This window comes from Allobosea sp. LjRoot9, assembly GCF_964252745.1.
GTDB lineage: Bacteria > Pseudomonadota > Alphaproteobacteria > Rhizobiales > Beijerinckiaceae > Allobosea.
In genome coordinates, this window is the sequence record NZ_CAXUPC020000003.1 from 437186 (window position 1) to 457526 (window position 20341).

Sequence of the window (20341 nt, forward strand, 5' to 3'; positions counted from 1 at the left end):
GGAGAATGCAAGCATGTTGAAGAAGTTGCTCGCCGCCGGCGCTGTCGCCATCGGCTTGACGGGCCTGGCCGCCCCGGCTTCGGTCGCGGCACGGACGCTGGACGAGATCATCAAATCGGGCACGATCCGCGTCGGCGTGAACCCGACCTTGCCGCCGCTCGGCAAGTTCGACGACAAGAACGAGATCGTCGGCTTCGACGTCGATTTCGCCACCGAGATCGCCAAGACGCTCGGCGTGAAGCTCGAAGTGGTTCAGACCGGCTCGCCGGACCGCATCCCCTTCGTGGTGTCCGGCAAGATCGACTTCGTGATGGGAGCGATGACGCGCAATCCCGAGCGCGCGAAGGTCATCGACTTCACCGTTCCGGTTCACACCGAGGTGCTTGGCGTCCTGACCACCAAGGACAAGCCCTTCACCGACTGGAAGCAGTTCAACGAGCCGTCCGTCACCTTCGTGCAGGTGCGCGGTTCGACGCCGGTCAAGTTCATCGAGGACAACCTCAAGAACGCCAAGGTCACCCTGCTCGACAACTACCCTGACGCGGTGCGCGCTCTGGCGCAGGGGCGCGGCACGGCCATGATCGACGTGATCGATTTCATGGGCGAGCACATGGCCAAGCACAAGGTCGAGTGGAAGGTCGTCGAGACGCCGATCGACATCTATTATTGCGGACTTGGCGTCTCCAAGGCTTCGACCGGCCTGAAGGACTGGCTCAACGTGGCGATCTTCGAATTGCACCGTCGCGGCAAGACCGACGAGATCTGGAAGAAGTGGTTCGGCATGGACATGATCAAGCCCGTCGGCGCCACGCCTTATTTCTGATCGCGGACAAGGCCTGTCCGGCCGGGACCCTGCGTCCCGGCCGGATCAGCCATTCGGGGCCCAATGAGCTACACGCTGCAATACGGCCAGATCTGGCCCTACCTTCCGCGCCTGTTCGACGGGGCGTGGATCGCGTTGCAGATCGCGGTCCTTTCCTTCTGCGGCGGGCTCGCCATCGGGACGGCCTGCGCGGCGGTGAAATCCTTCGGGCCGCGCTGGCTCGCCCGCATCGTCAGCGTCTATGTCGTGTTCTTCACCAACACCCCGCAGCTCGTGCAGATCTACTTCCTCTATTTCGCGCTGCCTGACATGGGCGTGCTGCTGTCCTCCTTCGCGGCCGTGCTCATCGGCATGACGCTGAATGCCGGAGCCTATCTCACCGAAATCCAGCGTGCGGGCTTCGAGAGCCGGCGCGTCTCCGAGATGGAGGCAGCCGAGGTGCTCGGTTTCTCCAGGCTCCAGCAAATCCGCTATGTGATCCTGCCGCATATGGCGCGTGTCTTGTTTCCGCCGCTGTCGAACCACTTCATCATCATGACGCTGGGCACCTCGATGGCAGCCGTCTTCGGCGTCGAGGAATTGACCGGCCAGGCCTTCAACATCAACTCACAGACGTTCCGGTCGATCGAGATCTTCTCGGTCACTGCGCTGTTTTATGTCGCGCTGACGCTTGCGGCTTCCGTGCTGCTTGCCGCCATCGGCCGCTATGTCTTCCGGGCTCGTACGGGGCTGATCTGATGCTGTCGCAGATCATCGAGGAGTGGCCGCGCTTCGCGACCTATTACAACCTCGTCTTCATCGCCAAGGCGGCCTTGACGACGCTTGCCCTCTCGGCGCTCGGCTGTGTCGTCGGCTCGTTGCTCGGGCTCGCTTTGGCCGTGACGCGCCTGACCCATGGCCCGGCTCTGCTGCCGTTGCGCCTGCTTGCCATCGGCTTCATCGAGCTGTTCCGACGCGTGCCCTTCCTGGTCACGCTGATGCTGTGCTTCTTTGCCTTCCAGGCGACCGGAGCCGATGTGCCGCTCTTCGTTGTCGCGGCTGTGACCGTGACATTGATCGCCGGCGCTTTCCTGGGCGAGATCGTTCGCGGCGGCCTGAATGCGGTCCATCGCAATCAATGGGAGGCGGCGGCGGCGATGAATTTCAGCCTGACCGAAACCATCCGCTATGTGGCGCTGCCGCAGGCCTGGCGCCTCATCCTGCCGCCCGCCTTCGGCTTCTTCGTGATGTTCATCAAGGACACGGCGCTGGCCTCGCAGATCGGCGTGGTGGAGCTCACCTTCGTCGGCAAGGTCCTCAACAACAAAGGCTTTTCGGCCGCGCTCAGCTTCGGCGCGATCCTCATCGTCTATTTCGCAATTTCCTATCCGCTGGCGCGGTTCGGCGCCAGGCTGGAGGCCAGACTTGCATCACCTCGACATCGCGGGGCTTGACGCCCATTACGGCAAATTGCCCGTGCTCTCCGGTATCGATCTGACGGTCGGCCGGGGCGACATCATCGGGCTGATCGGGCCGTCAGGCTCCGGCAAGAGCACGATCCTGCGCGTGCTGATGGGGCTGTTGCCGCCGTCGGGCGGCACCGTCAAACTCGACGACGAGCCGGTGAACCATGCCGACCAGGCGGCGCTGCGCCGCCTCCGCGACCGCATCGCCATCGTGTTCCAGCAATACAACCTCTTCCAGAACATGACGGTTCTGGAGAACGTCACCATCGCACCGGTGAAGATCAAGAAGCGGCCGCGCGCCGAGGTCGAGGCGGAGGCCAGGGCCTTGCTGGCCAAGGTCGGCCTGGGCGACAAGCTTACGCGCTATCCCGACGAATTGTCGGGCGGCCAGCAGCAGCGCGTCGCCATCGCCCGTGCGCTGGCGCTGAAACCGGAGATCCTACTTCTCGACGAGGTCACGGCGGCGCTCGATCCGGAGCTGGTCTCGGAGGTCCTGGACACGATCCGGGTGCTGGCGCGGGAGGGCATGACCATGCTGATCGTCTCCCATGAAATGGCCTTCATCCGCGAAGTCGCCTCGAAGGTCGTCTTCATGGCCGATGGTCGCGTCGTCGAGACCGGCTCGCCTGCGCAGATATTCGACGCGCCGCAACATCAGCGCACGCGCGATTTTGTCTCGAAGATCCTGCGCCACTGAGCCACCGGCCGCCCCCTTGCTCGCGTTCGGCGCGGGCGCAGACTCTCAGCGCACGTTGTCGAGCGCCGACTTGCCGAGGCTGCGGATATGGTTCTGCACCGCCCGGCGCGCCGCCTTGTGATCGTCATGCTCCAGCGCCTCGACAATCGCGAGATGCTCGGTCGAATCCGGTTCGAGCCGATCGGCCAGGCGCGCGATCTCGAACAGCCGCGTCGTGACCCGGAGCTTCCGGATCAGCTCGGCGAGCACATCATTGCCGCAGTGGCGGGCGAACAGCTCGTGCAGATTATCATCGGACGCCCAATGCGCATCGGTATGATAGGGCACTGTCGTCCGGAGCTGATTGATCTCCAGCTTGACCTTGACCATCTCGCCCGCCGGAATCCGGCCGGCCGCCAGCGACGCCGCCTCCGGCTCGAGAAACTCCCGGCATTTCAGGCTCTGCAGATATTCGCCGAGATCGACATTGCGCACCAGATAGGAGCGCCCGGTTCCCTTGATGACGAGCCCTTCGCCTTCCAGACGCTGCAAAGCCTCGCGCAAGGGGGTGCGCGAGATGCCGAGGCTGTCGGCCAGGCGCGCCTCAACGATCATCTCGCCGCCGCGCAGATGGCGTCGGCGGATCATCTCCGAAATCGCGTTGTAGGCGAGGTTCGACAAATTGAAGCCGCCGGCCCGGACGATTTCCGTCTCCCCGGCTTCCGCTTGATCGACGTCATTCATGATTGGGCCCGGCCCTCGAAACCGCGCTTCGCATAGGGTGAGCGTGCGCGTGACAGGTGAATGCCATGCCCCTTCCGGCCGATGAGAGCGCCGTCCTCGACCACGACGCGGCCACGGACCATGGTGAGAACCGGCCAGCCGATGATCTCGCGTCCTTCATAGGGCGTATAATCGGCGCCATCCTGGATCAGATCATGGGTCAGCGTGACGCGCTTCCCGGGATCCCAGATCGCGATATCGGCATCGGCGCCGACCGCGATCGTACCCTTGCGGGGATAGAGCCCATAGGTCTTTGCAGGATTGGCCGCGGTGACCGCGACGAAGGTCTCGAGATCGATCCGCCCCTTCGAGACACCTTCTGAAAACAGGATCGGCAACCGCGCGCCGACGCCCGGAATGCCGTTCGGCACCCAGCGGAAGCTCGTCTTGCCCTTGGGCACGAGCTTGCCTTGCGGATCGTCATAGCGAAACGGGCAGTGATCGGAGGAGAAGATCGTGAAAGCGCCGTTGCGCAGGCCCTCCCAGCACGCTTCCTGGCTGGCCGTATCGCGCGGTGGCGGCGAGCAGACATATTTCGCGCCCTCCATGCCGAGCCCGTCGAGATCCTTCTCAGTGAGGACGAGATACTGTGTGCAGGTCTCGCCGAGCACGGTCAGGCCCTTGTCCTTGGCCCAGCGGATCTGCTCCATCGCCTCGCGGTTCGAGACATGCACGATCATCACCGGCACGTCGACGAGCTCGGCAAGCGAGATCGCGCGGTGCGTCGCCTCGCGCTCGACCGCGATGGGGCGCGACGTCGCGTGGTATTTCGGCGCGATCCGCCCTCCACGCTCGAGCTGCTCGGTCATGAAGCGAATGGCGTCGTAATTCTCGGCATGGACCATGACGAGCGCGCCGGTCTCGCGCGCGACCGACATGACGTCGAGAATCTGGCGATCGTTCAGGGCAAGCCCCTCATAGGTCATGAAGATCTTGAACGAGGTGTAGCCATCCTCGACCAGCGCCGGCAGCTCCTGGCCGAGAAGCTGCTCGCTCGGATCGGAGATGATCATGTGGAAGCTGACATCGACATGGCATTCGCCATCGGCCTTGGCATGATAGGCCTTCAGCGTCTCTCGCATGGAACAGCCCTTCTCCTGCAAGGCGAAGGGCATGATGGTGGTGGTGCCGCCCAGCGCCGCGGAGCGCGTGCCGCTCTCGAAATCATCGGCCATCACGATGCCTTCGCCGGAAGGTTGCGCGATATGGACATGCGCATCGATCCCGCCCGGCAGCACGAGCTTGCCTGTGGCGTCGATCACCTGCCTGGCCTCGCCGAGGCTTTCGCCCAACGCCACGACCCGTCCGTCCCGAATGCCGACGTCGCAAATGATGCGGTCCGCCGCTGTGATCACCGTGCCGCCGCGGATGATGGTGTCGTAACTTGCCATGCTCGTTTCATTCCCACTTGCCGAGAGCGAAATTGTATACAAACTGCGCGCAAAAGGAAGGTTGCATATCGTCGTCTGCAACCTTTTGACCAGGCGGGAAGGGGGCATTGCACGCGCCTCAAGATCCGGCCAGCGAAGCCTACAGAGAACATGACCAGGCGAGCAGATTATTCGGTGCAGCCCAGACGCCCGCCACGAGCGATACCCGAATGGGGCTCCTCAGGATGAGGGCTCACGGAGTTTCCAAACGGGCGCTTGGTGCCGCATCTGTCCGGCTGCGGGTCGCCGACAGCCTGGGATGAGGCGGCTGCCCCGGCGCGGCCGGGATCGCACCTGTCTTCAGGCGGCCTGGTCCGCGACCCAGCTCGTCAGCACGGCGCAGGCGTCGAGGAAATCGTCGATCTCCATCTCTTCATGCGGGTTGTGGCTGCCGTTTTCGTTGCGCACGAAGATCATGCCGACGGGGACGCCTGCTGCCGCGAAAGCCGCCGCATCATGCGAGGCGGGGCTTCCCATCATCGTACCGGGCAGGCCCAGGCTCTGCGCCGCCGCCTGGAGCTGGGCTGCGATTGCGGGGTCGACCATGCCGACGCTGGCGGAAGCGCGCGGGCCCAGGGCGAAGCTCACATGACGCCGGGCCTCGATCTCGCTGATGATCGCCAGCATGCGCTCCTCGAGATGCGACAGCACGGCCGGGTCATAGGCGCGCACATCGAGGCTGAAATCGAAGACGCCTGGCACCGTGGTCAAACCATGCATGCTGGGGTCGGTGTGGAAGCGGCCGAAGGTGATGGCGAGCGGGACGCCGGCGGCGTCCTGCTCCGCCCAGAGCCGGTCGAGCGCCATCGCCAGCTCCGCGCCGGCCATCGCGGCGTCGCGGCGGAAGCGGCGCGGCGTGCCGACATGGTCGTGGCGTCCATTGATGCGCGCGTTGGGGTAGCGGAAATTGCCGGGGATGCCGCTGCAGATGGCGAGCGGGAGCTCCGCCTCGACCAGGCTTGGAGCCTGCTCGATATGGACTTCGAGGAAGGCGCGGATCGTTGCCGGATCGAGCTCCCTGCGGCCTTGCCGGAGCGCCTCGACATCGCCACCGCATGCGGCGATGTGGCTGGCGAGATCGCGCCCGGTGTCGATCCGCTTCGCGTCGAGGGCGCCGTTGGGCAATGTGCCCAGCGCCGAGCGGCTGCCGATATAGGAGACCTCGAACCAGACGCTCTCCTCGGCCCGCACGCCCATCACGGTGATGTCGCAGCGCGGGCGCAGTCCCAGCGCCTTCATGGCGGCGATGACCGTCAGCCCCGCCACGACGCCGGCCGCGCCGTCGAAATTGCCGCCATGGGGCACGCTGTCGAGATGCGAGCCGAGCAGGATGCGCGGCGCGCCTTGCTCGCTGCCCGGCCAGGTCAGATAGGTGTTGGCGGCGGCGTCGCGACGGAGCTGCAGCCCTTCATCCGCGCCATGGCGGGCGATGAGCTCATGCGCGAAATTCTCGCCCGCGCCATAGGTGTCGCGCATGATGCCGGGCTCAGCCCGGCTGCCTTCGGCCAGGCGGTCGAACAGGCTTTCGACGACCGGGCGCTGGGCCGCGATCGCTGTCCTGATGGCTTCGGGAGAGATGGGCTTCATGGGCATTGTCCGGCTTGGGTCTGGTCGTGTTCGGGCCTGATCGTATTTGGCGGTGAGGGGTGTCGCTCACGCGTCGAGCCAGCGCAATTCGCCTTGCGGTGGCGCGATGTCGGGATTGTTGGCGATCATCCGCTCCCAGACGCGCTGGGTGACGGCCTGGGCTTCGTCGAGCAAGGCCTGTTCGTCGAGCGTCAGCACCTTGCGGTCGCGCATCACGAACTCGCCGTCGACGATGACGGAATGGACGATGCCGGGATGGCCGTAATGCACGAGATTGGAGACCAGGCGGATCAGGGGGCGCATCACCGGCTGGTTGAGGTCGATGATGGTGAGATCGGCCTTCTTGCCGGCTTCCAGCGAACCGATCTGGTCCTGCGCACCGACTGAGCGGGCGCCGTTGCGCGTGATCATGTCGAGCATGTCCTGCGGCTGGGGATCGAGGCCGCCTTCGGTGTCGCGGCCGCGCCCGCCGCGATGCAGGATCAGGCCGATCTTGAGGGCATGGAACAGATCCTCGGTCATGTTGTCGGTGCCGAGCGCGATGTTGACGCCGGCGTCGCGGATCAGGCCGATGGCGACGGTGTGCGGGCCCTTGCGCGAGGAGTTGGCGGGATTATGCGCCATCTGCACGCCGCGCTCGGCAAGCAGCGTGATGTCGGCGGGCGTGCAATAGGTCCAGTGGGCGCAGGTCAGGTCCGGGCCAAGGAAGCCCTCGCGGTCGAGATAGCTGGCAGGCGTCAGGCCATGCGCCGCCTTGACGGCTGCGATCTCGCCCGGGCTCTGCGCCAGATGACAGGTGCGTGTGAGGCCGTGATGCTCAGCCATGTCCTTGAGCCTGCGCAGCATGGCGGGCGAGCAGTTGTCGGGGGCATGCGCCGCGACCTGGCAGTTGATGCGGCCGTTGCGGGCGCCGTTCCAACCCTCGATCAGCATCTGCGTTCGGTCGAGGAAGCCCTGTCCGAAGGCCTCGTCGATGCCGTATTCGCCGAAGCGGATCTTGCGCGTGTCGATATCGGCGCAGCTTTCCGACAGCCAGAGCCTCAAGCCCGTATCGGCCATCGCCCTGGCATAGGAGGGAACATGCCGGAACGGGTCGACCAGCGTCGTCGCTCCGCTGCGGATCGCCTCCAGGCAGCCGAGCGAGGCCATCACCGCCCGCTCATGGTCGCTCATCGTATAGGAGACCGGCGACATGTAGCGGTAGATGATCTCGCCATCCCAATCCTCGACCGTGCCGCGCAGCGCGGTCAGGACGGTGTGGGTATGGGCGTTGATGAAGCCCGGCAGCACGGCGAGCCCGCGCCCGGAGATGCGCTCGCAATCCGGATAGGCCTGCTCCAGCGCTGCCGTCTCGCCGATCGCGGCGATGCGGTCGCCGATGATGGCGATCGCGCCGCGCTCGATGATGCGCCGCTCGTCGTCGCAGGTGACGACGGTGGTGTCCGTGATCAGCAGGTTCATCGCGCGCATCCCATCAGGCCGGCCTCGGTCAGCTCCGCTTCATATTCCAGAACACGGCGGTGCCGTTCATGATGCCGCTGAGGTCGGTGCGGAAGAGGGTCGGCTGCTTGTACTGGCCGATCGGGTAATAGGGCACCTCCTCGAAGGCGGTCTTCTGGATTTCGTCGCAGATGCGCTTCTGCCCGGCATCGTCGCCGGTCGAGAGCCATTGCGTGCGCAGCGCTTCGATCTTCGGACTGGAGACCCAGCCGGGGAAGGCGCTGTCGCCGCGCAAGGTCGAGTGGACCAGCGGGTTGAGCCAGTCCATGCCTTGCCAGTTGCCCACGAAAGCGTTCCAGCCGCCCTGGTCGGCCGGGCCCTTGTTGACGCGGCGCTTGAGCACCGAGCCGAAATCAAGCGCGGTGTATTCGACATTCATGCCGGCCTGTTTCATCACATCGGCTGCGATGTCGCCGAGCGGCTTCTGCGCCAGCGAATCGGCCGGCACCAGCAGCACAACCTTCTCCCCGGCATAGCCCGCCGCCTTGAGGTCGCGCTTGACCTTGTCGTAGTCGCGCGGGCCGCGGAAGATATCGAGACCGACCTCGCTGCCCATCGGCGTGCCCGGCGTGAAGTAGCCGAGCGGGCTGTGGCGGAAGGCGGGATCGTCGCCTGCCACCGCGATCATGAAGGCCTCCTGGTCGATCGCGCCGAGCAGAGCGCGGCGGATCGCCGGATTGTCGAAGGGCGGCTGCAGATGGTTGACCCGCATCTGGCAGGTGAAGCCGAGCGGATCGAGCACGGCGGTGCGGACGGATTTGCTGCGGGCGACGATGGGCAGCAGGTCGTGCGGCATCGCCTCCTGCCAGTCCTGCTCGCCGGCCTGCACGGCCGAGGTGCCGGTCGCGGCATCTGGCATGGTCGTCCATTCCACGCGGTCGAAATTCACGATCTTGGGGCCCGACGTCCAGTCCGGCGTGCCGCCCTCGCGCGGCTTGTAGCCGGCGAAGCGCTCATAGACGTTGCGGGCGCCGGGCACCCGCTCATCGGCCTTGTAGCGGAAGGGGCCCGAGCCGATCACCTCGGGAATGAGCTTGAACGGATCGGTGTTGGCGAGCCGCTCCGGCATCATGAAGCAGACCGGCGCGGAAACCTTGCCGAGCGCATAGGGCAGATAGGGGAAGGGCGCCTTGAGGCGGAAGCGTATCGTCCTGTCGTCGGGCGCGGAGAGTTCGTCCGTCGCCTGCATCAGAGCGTCACCGGCAGCATCCCGCTTGGCCCAGCGCTTGATGCTGGCGACGCAATCGCGCGCCGTGACCTTTTCGCCGTCATGCCAGGCGAGGCCGTCGCGCAGCGTCAGGTTCCAGAGCTTGCCGTCATTCTCGACCGTATGCCCCTCGACCATCTGCGGCGAGATCTCGAGCCTGGTGTTCATGCCGTAGAGCGTGTCGAACACCATGAAGCCATGGGTGCGGGAGACCTGGGCGGTCGCGTAGATCGGGTCGGTGAAGGCGAGGTCGATCACCGGGATGAATTTCAGCGTCGTCGCTGACGCAGCCCGCACCAAAGCGGGGCGCGAGACGAGGCCCGTTGCGGCCGTGCCTGCGAGGAAGTGGCGACGATTCAGCATTATGGGTCTCATCAATCATGGCGGCATGGGCGCAAGCCTTGTCCGAGCGAACGCGCTGATGCGGATCGCCAGGGCCGACGCGGCAGGGAATGTGGAACGCCCGGCGCTGCCGGGATGATATGCGCTTAGAGGCTGTTATGAACCCCGAGGACATCGTTCTCGTGGTTCATAACAGCCTCTAGGGACTGTGCGGCAGGTGCCCTGGCCGGGCAATGCCCGCACCTATGCTTTATTCGGGGCCGCCATTTGCCGGGCGAATACCGTCAGGCGAGCTTGCCCGCGACCTCTCCGACAACGACGCGCACCTCACGCAGGAAGGCTTCGGCGGCGCGCGACAAGGGCCGCTTGCGCGAGCTCACCACGGAGGCTGAAACCTGCACGGCGGGCTCGAAGGCCCGGATGGCGAGGTTGTAATGGCCGCTGAACAGCGGCGACAGCGGATCGACCACGGCGACGCCGACGCCATTCTCGGCGAGCACGCAGGCCGTGTTGCAATAGCGGACCTCGACGGCGAAATTGAAGGGCTCGCCGGCCTCGGTGAAAGCCTGGCGCACGATGGTGCCCATCCTGCTGCCGCGCTCGAGCGCAATGAAGGGCACGCTCCTGAGGTCGCTGGGATAGATCGTGTTCTTCTCGGCGAGAGGGTGGTCGGGTCGCATCACGCAAACCATCCGCTCGGAGAAGAACACCTCGGCGTTGAGCGCGCGGTTTTCGTTTAGCCCCATGACGAAGCCCAGTTCGGCGACGCCGTTCTCGACGCTGTCGATGACATTCTCGAAGCGGCGCACATCGAAGAACACCCGCATCTTCGGCCGCTTGGCGAGGAAGCTGCCGAGCGCGCGGGGAATGACGCTGTAGCCCAGCGGCGGCGTGGCGATGAGCCGGACATGCCCGGCCCGGTTCTCCTTCAGATCTTGGACCCTGGCTTCCAGGGCGGCGTGCATCTGGAAGATCGGATCGGAGTCCTGGTAGATCGCCCGCGCCTCGGCGGTCGGGAACAGCCGGTTATTGACCCGCTCGAACAGCGGGAAGCCGATCTGGCCTTCCAGATGCTTGATCGCATTGCTGACGGCGGGTTGGGACAGGCCCAGTTCCTGGGCGGCCCTCACCGTCGTCTCGCATCGCATGACGGCGCGCAACAGCTCGATCTGACGCAGGTTCATATTCTTGCTCTGAATAGTGTCGGGGTGACCCTATTTCAGGAGCAAATCATATGCCAGCTCGGTTGTTGGCTCTGCCGCCGTCATTCCGGGGTAGGCCGTAGGCCTGAGCCCGGAACCCAGAACCGATGCGCCTGATAGCAAGGGCGATGGGGATGCTTTCGTGGGCTTGGCATCAGTGGGCTTGGCATCGGCTCTGGGTTCCGGGCTCTTTGCTTTCGTGAAGCCCCGGCTTTCGCGACGCCTCGGAATGACGGCGGTGTTCGATCACGTCCAGCGCAGGCTGGGGGGCGAGAGTTCATCGACCGAACGGCCGGCCCAATCCAGCGAGGAGGCTTTCGCCAGCGCGCGTCTCTGGGCCTCTTCCAGTCCGGCGGAAGCCGCCTGGTAGTCCATGGTCATGACCTTGCCGCCTTGCACCACTTGCCGGCCGGCGACGAAGACATGGGCGACCGCGCGCTCGGCGGCGGCGTTGATCAGGCTCTTCAGCGGATCGCGCGTCGGGCGCATCATCGGATGCGTCAGGTCGACCATGACGAGATCGGCCTGGGCGCCTGTCGCGAGACGGCCGATATCCCTGCGTCCGAGCAGTTTTGCGCCGCCCAGCGTCGCGGCGCGGAAGACCTGGCCGGTGGTGACGACGGCATGGCTTTCGCCGGTGATGCGGGCATAGACACCGGCGTGGCGCAGCTCTTCCAGCATGTTGTGGGGGAAGGTGTCGGTGCCGATGCCGATATTGACGCCGGCGGACAGATAGCGGCCGAGATCGCGCAGTGTGAAACCGCGCCGGCCGAAGACGGTCGGACAATGCGCGACCGAAGTGCCGGTTTCGGCGAGGCGCGCCAGGTCGGTGCGGGTCGGCCAGCGCACCCAGGGATGTTCGTCGAGGAAGATGGCATGGGCGATCGACGCGTTCGGGCCGAGAAAGCCGACGCTGTCGAGCCACTGGATCGGCGAGAGCCCGCTGCGGCGGACCATCTCCTGGAATTCGCTGATCGACTGCCCCGCATGGGTCTGGATCGGGATGTTGCGCTCAGCCGCGCCGGCGATCGAGGCGCGGAACAGCTCTTCCGTGCAGGTGTCGATCTGGGCCGGGCAGGCGATACCCGACAGCCGGCCGGATTCATGCGCCAGGGCCGTGTCGATGATCCGGAAGGCCTCCTCCATTGCCTTGCGCCCGGCCGCATCGTCGAGCTCGTATTCGACGGTGTAACCATTGCGGGTGAACCAGCGGCCATTGCGGTACATCGGCGCCATGACCATGCGCAGGCCCGAGGCCGCGGCGCGGTCGAGCCAGCCATCGCTGGGGAAGGAGAGGTCGACCAGCGTGGTGACGCCCGACATCAGCAATTCCGACCAGGCGACATGGTTGAGATGCGGGATGCCCTCAGTATCGGCGCGGAACAGCCAGAGGAACTCGTAGAGCGAGGAATTGTAGAGTTTCGGGCTGCCGACCTCGTCGGTCATGCCCTTGTTTCCGGGCTCGCTCGACGGGTGCGAATGGATGTCGACGAGCCCCGGCATGACCATGAAGCCGCGCCCGTCGATCTCGCGGTCGACCGGGCCGCCCCAGCCCTCGCCGAGATGCAGGATGCCGCTCTCGTCGAAGACGACGTCGCAGTCGCGGCGATAGACGTGGTCGTCGTTGGCGGCGTCATAGGCGATGACGACATCGGCGCGGGAGATGCGGGTGGTCATGAGATCCAGTCCGTGGCGGCGGGGAAACAAAAGGATCGAGCCGCGCTACGCCTTATCGGGCGCGGCGCGGCTCGGGAGTGGCGAGTTTCAGAGGCCTGCGGCCTTTTCCTGCTCGATATAGTGGGCGGCGATCTCCTGGCCGGTGGCGATCCAGACGTCGCCGTAGCTTCTGGCCCGCGTGATGAAGTCACGCAGGATGCCAAGCCGCATCGGCCGGCCGGTGACCTGGGGATGCATGACCATGGAGACGAGGCCGCCCCATTCACGGGTCTGCTCGAGCTCACCATTCCAGATCGACAGCACATGCTCCTTGGGGAACATCGGGCGCGGGCTGAAGCGCTGGCTCAGCCCGTAGAGCCAATCGTCGAAGGATACGTTGACGGGCAATTCGACGGGACCGCGCGAGCCGTCGCGCAGCTTGTGGCGGTAGGGGCGGATGTCGTCGCGGAAGGACGAGGAATACAGGATGCCGCGATCGCGCAGATAGCCCAGCAGCTCGTGATAGTTCTCGCCCGAGGGCGCCCGGTAGCCCACCGGCGTGACGCCGAGCACGCGCTTGAGGGAGTCGAGCGCCTTGTCGATCTCCTCCTTGTCCTCGGCGAAGTCGGCGGGGTCGGGCCGCTTGTGCAGATAGCCGTGATGGCCGACCTCATGCCCGTCCTTGACGATGCTCTCGCACATCTTCGGATGGGCATCGACGACCCAGCCCGGGATGTAGAAGGTCGCCTTGATCTCTTCGGCGCGCAGATAGTCGAGGATCTTGGGAATGCCGACGCGCTCCTCATAGGCGCCGAAGGACATCGTCACGAGGCGGTCGACGTTCTTGAAGTCGTATTGCAGCCAGGCCGTCTCGGCATCGACGTCGAAAGCCGGAAAGACGGCGCAGCTTGCGCCGTTGGGCCAGGGGAACTCGGGAGCGGGATCCGAGAGATTGGCTGAGATGGTCGGGATGTCGGGGATCATAGGACTTCCTTTGCTAGGCGTTGGACACGGCTGCGTCGCGCGACCTCGACGAGGAGGAGCGCGGCGATCGAGACGATGATCAGGATGGTGGACACCGCCGTCAGCGACGGGTCGAGTTCGAACTTGACCGATTCCCAGATCTTTTTCGGCAGCGTCGTGGTCCGCGGTCCCCCGAGGAACAGCGTCAGCACCACCTCGTCGAACGAGGTCAGGAAGGCGAAGGCCCCGGCCGAGATCAAAGCGGGGCGAATAGCCGGCAGCACGATATGCCAGAAGGCGCGCGGGAACGAGGCTCCGCAGGAGCGCGCCGCCAGTTCGATGGAGCCGTCGAGCCTGCGGAAGGCCGCGCCGACGATGACGATCACCACCGGCAAGGCAAGCAAGGTATGGGCGAGGAAGAGGCTCGTCGACGTACCGATCAGCCCGAGCTTCGAGAACAGCATGTAGAGCCCGAGCGCCAGCACGATGACCGGCACCACCATCGGCGAGATCAGCAGCGCCTCGGCGAGGCGGCGACCGGGAAAGCGGCCTTTCGCCAGCCCATAGGCCGCCGGCACGCCGATCAACAGCGAGGCCAGTGCGACCAGGCTCGCGAGCCAGAGCGAGAACCAGCCGGCCTCGCGCCAGGCGCGGCTCTCCCACAGCGCATGATACCAGCGCAGCGACCAGCGCGAGGGTGGGAAGCTGAACAGCGTCGTGTCGTTGAAGGAGACGACGATGATGACGGCGATCGGCGCCAGCAGGAACAGCATGGTCAGGCCCGCAAGGAGCCATAAGGCGGAGCGCCCGGTATTGATGCGCGGCTGCAGTGATACGGAGGACAGGCTCATCGCCCCTCCATTCCGGCGATGCGACCGGCCCCTGCGAAGGCCGCGCCGCAGGCGAAGACCAGCGCGACGAGCCCGAGCAGCGCCAGGCTCAGCATAGCGCCGAACGGCCAGTCCAGCAGATCGCGCACCACCATCTCGATCAGCGAGGCGATGGTGAGGTCGTTGGGGCCGCCGAGCAGAGCGGGCGTGATGTAGAAACCGATGGCGAACATGAAGACGAGGGTCGCGCCGGCGGCGAGGCCGGGCAGCGATTGCGGCAAGGTGACATGGATGAAGGCCGCTGCAGGCGAGGCGCCGAGCGAGCGGGCGGCACGCGGCAGGCCGGGATCGAGGCGCGAGAGGATCGACCAGATCGGCAGCACCATGAAAGGCAGCAGGACATGGACCATGCCGATCTGCACGCCGATGCTGTTGAACAGCAGGGCGGCCGGCCGCTCCAGCAGGCCCCATCCAGTCAGCCACTCGTTCACGATACCCTTGCGCCCGAGCAGGATCATCCAGGCGAGGCTGCGAGCCAGCACGCTGGTCCAGAACGGGATCATCACGGCCGCGGTCAGCAGCATCGCCAGGCGCGGCCCCGTCGTCGCCATCAGATAGGCGTAGGGGTATCCGATCAGCGCGCAGATCAGGGTGGTGATCGCCGCGATCTTGAAGGTGGTGAAGAAGGCATAGTGATAGGTGTCGTCGCCGATCAATCGCGAGAGCTGGGCGAGGCTCGCTCCGGAGCCGCCCGGCCCCTGGAAAGCCCATCCGAACAGCGACAGCATCGGGAGGAGATAGACGATCGCGCAGAAGGCCAGAGCCCCGGCGATCATCAATCCCGGCCGCGCACGCCAGGCGCGCGCGGCCTTGACCGAGGGAACGGCGCTGGCAGTGACCAGCGTCATCCGCGCTTGACCATCCAGCGGGCGTAGCGCTCGATCTGGTTCTCGTTGTTGGTCTTGCCGTTCTCGGCGGTCTTCCCCCACCAGTCGATATCGGTCCAGAACTGCTTGGCGAGGTTGTCAGGCGAGGTGTTGAGCTCCTTGGCCTCGGCCTCGCTCAGATGCGCGAAGGCGTCCTGCGAGGACGGGCCGTAGGGAATGCGCTTGGCGAGCTCGGCCTGGACCTTGCCGTCGATGACGAAGTTCAGGAACTGGTAGACGGCCTCCGCATTGCGCGCGCCTTTGACGATCGCCCAGTTGTCGGGGGCGAGCTTGCCGCCGGCGAATTCGACATCGATCGGAGCGCCGTCCTTCTTCGCCACCAATCCGCGCGGGCCGATGGTGCAGCAGATGTCGATCTCGCCGCTGGAGAGCAACTGAATCGCCTCGGCGTGGTTGGCGTACCACTTCGTCACCAGCGGCCTGAGCTTGTCATGCGAGGCCCAGGCGCGCTCGATGTCGAGCGGATAGACCTTGTCGGCCGGCACGCCATCGGCAATCGCGGCGAATTCGAGCTGCGGCGAGAGCCCGCCGCGGAAGGGGAAGGAGCGGGCGCCCTTGAACTTCACCCCGTCCCAGACATCAGCCCAGGTCTTGGGCTGCGTCCCGTTCGGGAAGGCCTTGGTGTTGTAGACGATGTTGAACGAGTAGATCAGGTGCCCGAGCCCATAGGGATGGTGCAGCACGGACGGGATCTTGCCGAGCCTGGCCTTGTCGAGCTTGGAATAGTCGATCGGCTCGAGCAGCTTGGCGTTGACCATGGCCAGGATCGCCGGGATGTCGGTGTCGAGGATGTCCCAGGTGATGTTGCCGCTGTCGACCATCGCCTTGACCTTGGCGGCTTCCGGCGGTCCGTCATCGCGCACGCGGATGCCGGTCGCCTTTTCGAAGGGCGTGAACATCACCTCGCGCATCGCCGTGGTGCGCGAGCCGCCCCAGCCTGCGACGACGATCTCGCCCTTGTCGGCGCGAGCCGGCGTGACATGGACGAAGGGGCTGGCGATGGTGAGCGAAGCGCCGGCGCTGCCGAGAAGGACGGAGCGTCGGGATAGGCCTGAGCGATCGGTCATGATGGTGTCCCCTTGTTGTGAATTCATGCCTTGTTGTGAATCCATGGCTTTTCAGGCGGCAAGCAGCACGGCGTCGTCAGGGGCCCAGCCGATCTTCACGGCCTCCCCGATCTTGGCCTGATAGGCATCGGCCCGGTTGGCCTGCTTGATCGTGAGCTCGGGCCCGCCATCGAGGCGCAAGGTGAGCCGGGAGATCTCGCCGACATAGACGATGTCCTGAACCGTCGCGCGCAGGCCGCTGGCGGGAGCGTCGACCGCCGACAGGCTGGCCTTCTCCGGCCGCAGCAGGAAGGTCGCCGCATCGCCTTCGCGCAGCGCGCCCGGCCGCGCCGGCAAAGGTGGCCCGCCGGCCGCCGGCAACAGCGCCTGGCCGGCCGCGCCGCTGCGCACGACCTTGCCGCCGATCATCGTGCTCTCGCCGATGAAGCCGGCGACGAAGGCGTTGACGGGGCGCTCATAGAGGTCGGTCGCGCTGCCGATCTGGATGATCTTGCCGCCATCCATCAGCGCGATCCGGTCCGACAGCGTCAGCGCCTCCTCCTGATCATGCGTGACATAGACGATGGTGATGCCGAGCTGGCGGTGCAGCCGCCTGATCTCTGTCTTCATCGTCTCGCGCAGGGAACGGTCCAGCGCCCCCAGCGGCTCGTCCATCAGCAAGAGCCCGGGCTCGTAGACCAGGGCGCGGGCGAGCGCTACGCGCTGCTGCTGCCCGCCCGAAAGCTGCGCCGGCAGGCGCTCGCCGAGCCCGGCCAGCCCGACCCGCGCCAGCGCGTCCGCGACGCGCCGGGCAGCTTCTGCTGTGGGAACGCGGCGCATCTTCAAGGGGAAGCCGACATTGCGCGCGACATTCATATGCGGGAACAGCGCGTAGTTCTGGAACACGACGCCGATGCCACGCCGCTCCGGCGGCAGATGCGTGATCGGCTGGCCGTCGAGCACGATCTCGCCGGTATCGGGCGGGGTGAAGCCCGCAATCATCATCAGCGTCGTGGTCTTGCCGGAGCCGGAGGCGCCGAGCAAGCTGACGAATTCACCCGCGGCGATGTCGAGCGAGACGGAGGCGACGGCCTGCGACGGGCCGTAGCTCTTGCCCAGGCTGTTGATCTGCAAGCTCGCGCCCATTGCCGCCCCCCGTCAGCCTATGGGGTCCGAAGCGTCATCACGCCGGGCCGGGCCAATCTGCCTGGAGCATAACAAACAACCGGCCCGCGACGAGCCGGCCGCGATTTGCCGAGCTATCATTTATCACGCTGGCCTATTCGCGCGCTTTATAAGCTCGCGCGGACCCCAACTCGTACGGACCCCGCGGCAGGTTCAGACCGAACTGAGCAGGATGCTGGTCTCGCTGTTGAGAATGCCGTCGATGGTGCGCACCTCGCGCAGCACCCGGTCGAAGTCGCTGAGGCTGTCGGCACGGATCTCGGCGATCAGATCCCAGGTTCCGTTGGTGGTGTGCAAGGAATGCAGCTCGGGCAGACCGCGCAGCTGCCTGATCACGGCCGTCGTCGAACGGCCCACGACCTCGATCATCATGATCGCCCGAATGGCCTTGGCGTCATAATCCTGCCGGAAGCGCACGGTGAAGCCGAGCACTGCGCCGGATTCGATCAAGCGGTCGAGCCGGCTCTGCACGGTGGCGCGCGAGACGCCGAGAATGGCGCCGAGCTTGGAGATCGGCGCCCGCCCGTCCTCGCGGAGCGCCGCGATCAGGCGATGGTCCAGTTCGTCGAAAACATGCATGACAATCTGCTTGATTGAAGTGAGCGTTTTGATCAGAAAATCGAGCATAAACGAACTTGTTCGTAATTCTCTATACAAATTGCCTTGGCCTAGAATCCCGTATCGCAACAGCATGCACGGCAACGGCATGCACGGGAGGTGCGCCATGGTTCAGTATGTCGGCGTCGAGAACATGGTTCGCCTGATCGCCTCGATCGGCATCGAGCCCTATCTGATCGGCTTGTCCGGTTATATCGAGGCGGATTTCCGGCGCTGGCCCTCCTTCGAGAAGGCGCCGCGTGTCGCCAGCCATTCCCGCGACGGCGTGATCGAACTGATGCCGACCAGCGATGGCGAGCTCTACGGCTTCAAATATGTCAACGGTCACCCGAAGAACACGCGCACCGGCCTGCAGACGGTGACCGCCTTCGGCGTGCTCTCCGATGTCGAGACCGGTTATCCGCGTCTGCTCTCGGAGATGACGATCACCACGGCCCTGCGGACGGCTGCGACCTCGGCGCTGGCGGCGCGATATCTTGCCCGCGAGGACGCCAGCGTCATGGCGATCATCGGCCTGGGCTCGCAATCGGAATTCCAGGCGCTTGCCTTCAAGGCCCTGCTCGGCATCGACAAGCTGCGCGTCTTCGACATCGATCCGGCTGCGACTGCCAAGTTCCTGGCCAATCTGGCTCCGCATGGTTTCGAGATCGTGGTCGCGGCCAGTGCGCAGGAGGCCGTGCTCGGCGCCGACATCATCACGACGGTGACCGCCGACAAGCTCAACGCGACGATCCTCTCCGACAACATGGTCGGGGTGGGGGTCCATATCAACGCGGTCGGCGGCGACTGCCCGGGCAAGACCGAACTGCAGCGCGACATCCTCCTGCGCGCCGATGTCTTCGTCGAGTTTCCCGAGCAGACCCGGATCGAGGGCGAGATCCAGCAGATGGCGGCGGATTTTCCCGTCACCGAGCTGTGGCGGGTGATTACCGGCGCAACCGCGGGCCGCTGCGCCCGCGACCAGATCACCATCTTCGATTCCGTCGGCTTCGCCACCGAGGATTTCTCGGCGCTGCGCTATCTGCGCGACCAGGTCGAGGGCACGGCCTATTACGACGACATCGACCTTCTCACCGCACCGGAAGACCCGCGCAACCTGTTCGGACTGCTCGGCCAGCCCGCCGCTTGGTCGCGCGTCGCGCTGGGAGCCTGACGGCCATGCAGAAGCTTTCCGTGCAGGCGCCCAGAAGCGTCGTGATGATCCGCCCGCATCATTTCAGCCCCAACCCGGCGACTGCCGCGGACAATGCCTTCCAGGCCAATGACGCGCAGCGGACAGCCGTGGCGATCGCCGCTGCGGCGCATGGCGAGGTCAGCAGGGCGGCGGAGCGGCTGGAGGCTGCGGGCGTCCGGGTTCATCTTTTCGAGGATGAGGGGACAGCGACGCCCGACTCGGTTTTTCCGAACAACTGGTTCTCGACCCATTCGGGCGGCCATGTCGCGCTCTATCCGATGTTCTCGCCGAGCCGACGCCAGGAGCGGCGGCAGGATGTCGTCGAGATGCTGAAGCAGCGCTATCGCGTGCAGGATGTGATCGATTATTCCGGGCTGGAGCAGGACGGCGTCTATCTCGAAGGCACCGGCGCGATGGTGCTCGACCATATCGAGCGGGTCGCCTATGCCGCGCGCTCGAACCGCACCAATGAGGTGGCGCTGGAGCGCTTCTGCACGCATTTCAACTTCGAGCCGGTGATGTTCGATGCCGTCGATGCGCAGGGTCGGGCGATCTACCACACCAATGTCTTGATGTGCATCGGCACGGATTTCTGCCTGATCGGGCTGTCGACGATCCGCGATGCGGCGCGGCGCGACGAGATCGCGGGGCGCCTGGCCGAGACCGGCCGGATCGTCATCGACCTCGATCATGAGCAGATCGGCGGCTTCGCCGGCAATGCCATCGAATTGCAGGGCCGGGACGGGCGGATCGTCGCCTTGTCGTCGCGCGCGCTCGCGGCGCTGCGGCAGGACCAGCTCGCGATCCTGGAGCGGTCGGTGGCCCTGCTGCCGCTCGACGTTCCCACCATCGAGCTTGCCGGCGGCTCGGTGCGCTGCATGCTGGCGGGCATCCATCTGGCGGCGCGCAGCACTGTCGCGGGTTGAG

The 20341-nt window shown here is 65.6% G+C and carries 19 protein-coding genes; 6 read left to right on the plus strand and 13 right to left on the minus strand.

The window, feature by feature from the left end; all coding sequences use genetic code 11:
• Positions 1 to 13 precede the first annotated feature (13 nt).
• The 4 genes from ACSQ3P_RS16550 to ACSQ3P_RS16565 all read left to right on the plus strand — a co-directional run bounded on the left by ACSQ3P_RS16550 (position 14) and on the right by ACSQ3P_RS16565 (position 2965).
• Positions 14 to 823, plus strand: a complete 810-nt coding sequence (locus ACSQ3P_RS16550) for a transporter substrate-binding domain-containing protein (protein ID WP_436166622.1) — start codon at positions 14 to 16, stop codon at positions 821 to 823.
• A 63-nt stretch (positions 824 to 886) separates the two neighbouring features.
• Positions 887 to 1561: an amino acid ABC transporter permease gene (locus ACSQ3P_RS16555; protein WP_436166623.1), complete on the plus strand. Its 675-nt coding sequence runs from the start codon at positions 887 to 889 to the stop codon at positions 1559 to 1561.
• Complete coding sequence (locus ACSQ3P_RS16560; RefSeq protein ID WP_436166624.1) at positions 1561 to 2256, plus strand: amino acid ABC transporter permease; 696 nt, start codon at positions 1561 to 1563, stop codon at positions 2254 to 2256. The genes ACSQ3P_RS16555 and ACSQ3P_RS16560 overlap by 1 nt, the downstream gene beginning before the upstream one ends.
• Positions 2228 to 2965, plus strand: a complete 738-nt coding sequence (locus ACSQ3P_RS16565; protein WP_436166625.1) for an amino acid ABC transporter ATP-binding protein — start codon at positions 2228 to 2230, stop codon at positions 2963 to 2965. Before ACSQ3P_RS16560 ends, ACSQ3P_RS16565 begins: the two co-directional genes overlap by 29 nt.
• A 45-nt stretch (positions 2966 to 3010) precedes the next feature.
• Here ACSQ3P_RS16565 and ACSQ3P_RS16570 read toward each other — a convergent pair whose 3' ends face one another.
• From ACSQ3P_RS16570 to ACSQ3P_RS16630, 13 genes are all read right to left on the minus strand, one after another.
• The gene (locus ACSQ3P_RS16570; protein ID WP_436166626.1) at positions 3011 to 3688 is read right to left on the minus strand and encodes a GntR family transcriptional regulator; all 678 of its coding nucleotides are present in this window, start codon (positions 3686 to 3688) and stop codon (positions 3011 to 3013) included.
• Complete coding sequence (gene hydA / locus ACSQ3P_RS16575; protein WP_436166627.1) at positions 3685 to 5118, minus strand: dihydropyrimidinase; 1434 nt, start codon at positions 5116 to 5118, stop codon at positions 3685 to 3687. Before hydA ends, ACSQ3P_RS16570 begins: the two co-directional genes overlap by 4 nt.
• Before the next feature lie 339 nt (positions 5119 to 5457).
• Positions 5458 to 6744: a Zn-dependent hydrolase gene (locus tag ACSQ3P_RS16580; RefSeq protein WP_436166628.1), complete on the minus strand. Its 1287-nt coding sequence runs from the start codon at positions 6742 to 6744 to the stop codon at positions 5458 to 5460.
• Positions 6745 to 6810: 66 nt separating this feature from the next.
• On the minus strand, positions 6811 to 8205 hold the full coding sequence (locus tag ACSQ3P_RS16585; RefSeq protein ID WP_436166629.1) for an amidohydrolase family protein: 1395 nt from the start codon (positions 8203 to 8205) through the stop codon (positions 6811 to 6813).
• Between the two features lie 28 nt (positions 8206 to 8233).
• Positions 8234 to 9817, minus strand: a complete 1584-nt coding sequence (locus tag ACSQ3P_RS16590; protein ID WP_436166757.1) for an ABC transporter substrate-binding protein — start codon at positions 9815 to 9817, stop codon at positions 8234 to 8236.
• Between the two features lie 260 nt (positions 9818 to 10077).
• Positions 10078 to 10977, minus strand: coding sequence for a LysR family transcriptional regulator (locus ACSQ3P_RS16595; protein WP_069693050.1), 900 nt, complete (start codon positions 10975 to 10977; stop codon positions 10078 to 10080).
• 264 nt (positions 10978 to 11241) lie between these two features.
• Positions 11242 to 12672: an amidohydrolase family protein gene (locus ACSQ3P_RS16600; protein ID WP_436166630.1), complete on the minus strand. Its 1431-nt coding sequence runs from the start codon at positions 12670 to 12672 to the stop codon at positions 11242 to 11244.
• Between the two features lie 87 nt (positions 12673 to 12759).
• Positions 12760 to 13635: a polysaccharide deacetylase family protein gene (locus tag ACSQ3P_RS16605; RefSeq protein WP_103719376.1), complete on the minus strand. Its 876-nt coding sequence runs from the start codon at positions 13633 to 13635 to the stop codon at positions 12760 to 12762.
• Positions 13632 to 14465 (minus strand): ABC transporter permease, encoded by an 834-nt coding sequence (locus ACSQ3P_RS16610; protein ID WP_436166631.1) that lies wholly within the window; start codon positions 14463 to 14465, stop codon positions 13632 to 13634. Before ACSQ3P_RS16610 ends, ACSQ3P_RS16605 begins: the two co-directional genes overlap by 4 nt.
• Entirely contained in the window at positions 14462 to 15352 is an 891-nt protein-coding gene (locus ACSQ3P_RS16615; RefSeq protein WP_436166632.1) for an ABC transporter permease, read from the minus strand. The genes ACSQ3P_RS16610 and ACSQ3P_RS16615 overlap by 4 nt, the downstream gene beginning before the upstream one ends.
• Positions 15349 to 16458, minus strand: coding sequence for an ABC transporter substrate-binding protein (locus tag ACSQ3P_RS16620; protein WP_436166633.1), 1110 nt, complete (start codon positions 16456 to 16458; stop codon positions 15349 to 15351). The genes ACSQ3P_RS16615 and ACSQ3P_RS16620 overlap by 4 nt, the downstream gene beginning before the upstream one ends.
• 51 nt (positions 16459 to 16509) lie before the next feature.
• Complete coding sequence (locus ACSQ3P_RS16625; protein ID WP_436166634.1) at positions 16510 to 17583, minus strand: ABC transporter ATP-binding protein; 1074 nt, start codon at positions 17581 to 17583, stop codon at positions 16510 to 16512.
• Positions 17584 to 17775: 192 nt separating this feature from the next.
• Entirely contained in the window at positions 17776 to 18201 is a 426-nt protein-coding gene (locus ACSQ3P_RS16630) for an Lrp/AsnC family transcriptional regulator (protein ID WP_310147429.1), read from the minus strand.
• Positions 18202 to 18328: 127 nt separating this feature from the next.
• Between ACSQ3P_RS16630 and ACSQ3P_RS16635 the strand changes: the two genes are divergently transcribed.
• Both ACSQ3P_RS16635 and ctlX read left to right on the plus strand, forming a co-directional pair.
• Positions 18329 to 19393 carry an ornithine cyclodeaminase gene (locus ACSQ3P_RS16635; protein WP_436166635.1) on the plus strand — a complete coding sequence of 355 codons (1065 nt, stop codon included), beginning with the start codon at positions 18329 to 18331 and terminating at the stop codon, positions 19391 to 19393.
• A 5-nt stretch (positions 19394 to 19398) separates the two neighbouring features.
• Complete coding sequence (gene ctlX, locus ACSQ3P_RS16640; protein ID WP_436166636.1) at positions 19399 to 20340, plus strand: citrulline utilization hydrolase CtlX; 942 nt, start codon at positions 19399 to 19401, stop codon at positions 20338 to 20340.
• The last annotated feature ends 1 nt before the right edge of the window (position 20341 follow it).

Bases quoted from the DNA above. Each gene is read 5' to 3' on its own strand.
- ACSQ3P_RS16550 (WP_436166622.1), top strand. From the start codon at position 14: ATGTTGAAGAAGTTGCTCGCCGCCGGCGCTGTCGCCATCGGCTTGACG.
- ACSQ3P_RS16555 (WP_436166623.1), top strand. From the start codon at position 887: ATGAGCTACACGCTGCAATACGGCCAGATCTGGCCCTACCTTCCGCGC.
- ACSQ3P_RS16560 (WP_436166624.1), top strand. From the start codon at position 1,561: ATGCTGTCGCAGATCATCGAGGAGTGGCCGCGCTTCGCGACCTATTAC.
- ACSQ3P_RS16570 (WP_436166626.1), bottom strand. From the start codon at position 3,688: ATGAATGACGTCGATCAAGCGGAAGCCGGGGAGACGGAAATCGTCCGG.
- hydA (WP_436166627.1), bottom strand. From the start codon at position 5,118: ATGGCAAGTTACGACACCATCATCCGCGGCGGCACGGTGATCACAGCG.
- ACSQ3P_RS16580 (WP_436166628.1), bottom strand. From the start codon at position 6,744: ATGAAGCCCATCTCTCCCGAAGCCATCAGGACAGCGATCGCGGCCCAG.
- ACSQ3P_RS16585 (WP_436166629.1), bottom strand. From the start codon at position 8,205: ATGAACCTGCTGATCACGGACACCACCGTCGTCACCTGCGACGACGAG.
- ACSQ3P_RS16595 (WP_069693050.1), bottom strand. From the start codon at position 10,977: ATGAACCTGCGTCAGATCGAGCTGTTGCGCGCCGTCATGCGATGCGAG.
- ACSQ3P_RS16600 (WP_436166630.1), bottom strand. From the start codon at position 12,672: ATGACCACCCGCATCTCCCGCGCCGATGTCGTCATCGCCTATGACGCC.
- ACSQ3P_RS16605 (WP_103719376.1), bottom strand. From the start codon at position 13,635: ATGATCCCCGACATCCCGACCATCTCAGCCAATCTCTCGGATCCCGCT.
- ACSQ3P_RS16610 (WP_436166631.1), bottom strand. From the start codon at position 14,465: ATGAGCCTGTCCTCCGTATCACTGCAGCCGCGCATCAATACCGGGCGC.
- ACSQ3P_RS16615 (WP_436166632.1), bottom strand. From the start codon at position 15,352: ATGACGCTGGTCACTGCCAGCGCCGTTCCCTCGGTCAAGGCCGCGCGC.
- ACSQ3P_RS16620 (WP_436166633.1), bottom strand. From the start codon at position 16,458: ATGACCGATCGCTCAGGCCTATCCCGACGCTCCGTCCTTCTCGGCAGC.
- ACSQ3P_RS16625 (WP_436166634.1), bottom strand. From the start codon at position 17,583: ATGGGCGCGAGCTTGCAGATCAACAGCCTGGGCAAGAGCTACGGCCCG.
- ACSQ3P_RS16630 (WP_310147429.1), bottom strand. From the start codon at position 18,201: ATGCATGTTTTCGACGAACTGGACCATCGCCTGATCGCGGCGCTCCGC.
- ACSQ3P_RS16635 (WP_436166635.1), top strand. From the start codon at position 18,329: ATGCACGGGAGGTGCGCCATGGTTCAGTATGTCGGCGTCGAGAACATG.
- ctlX (WP_436166636.1), top strand. From the start codon at position 19,399: ATGCAGAAGCTTTCCGTGCAGGCGCCCAGAAGCGTCGTGATGATCCGC.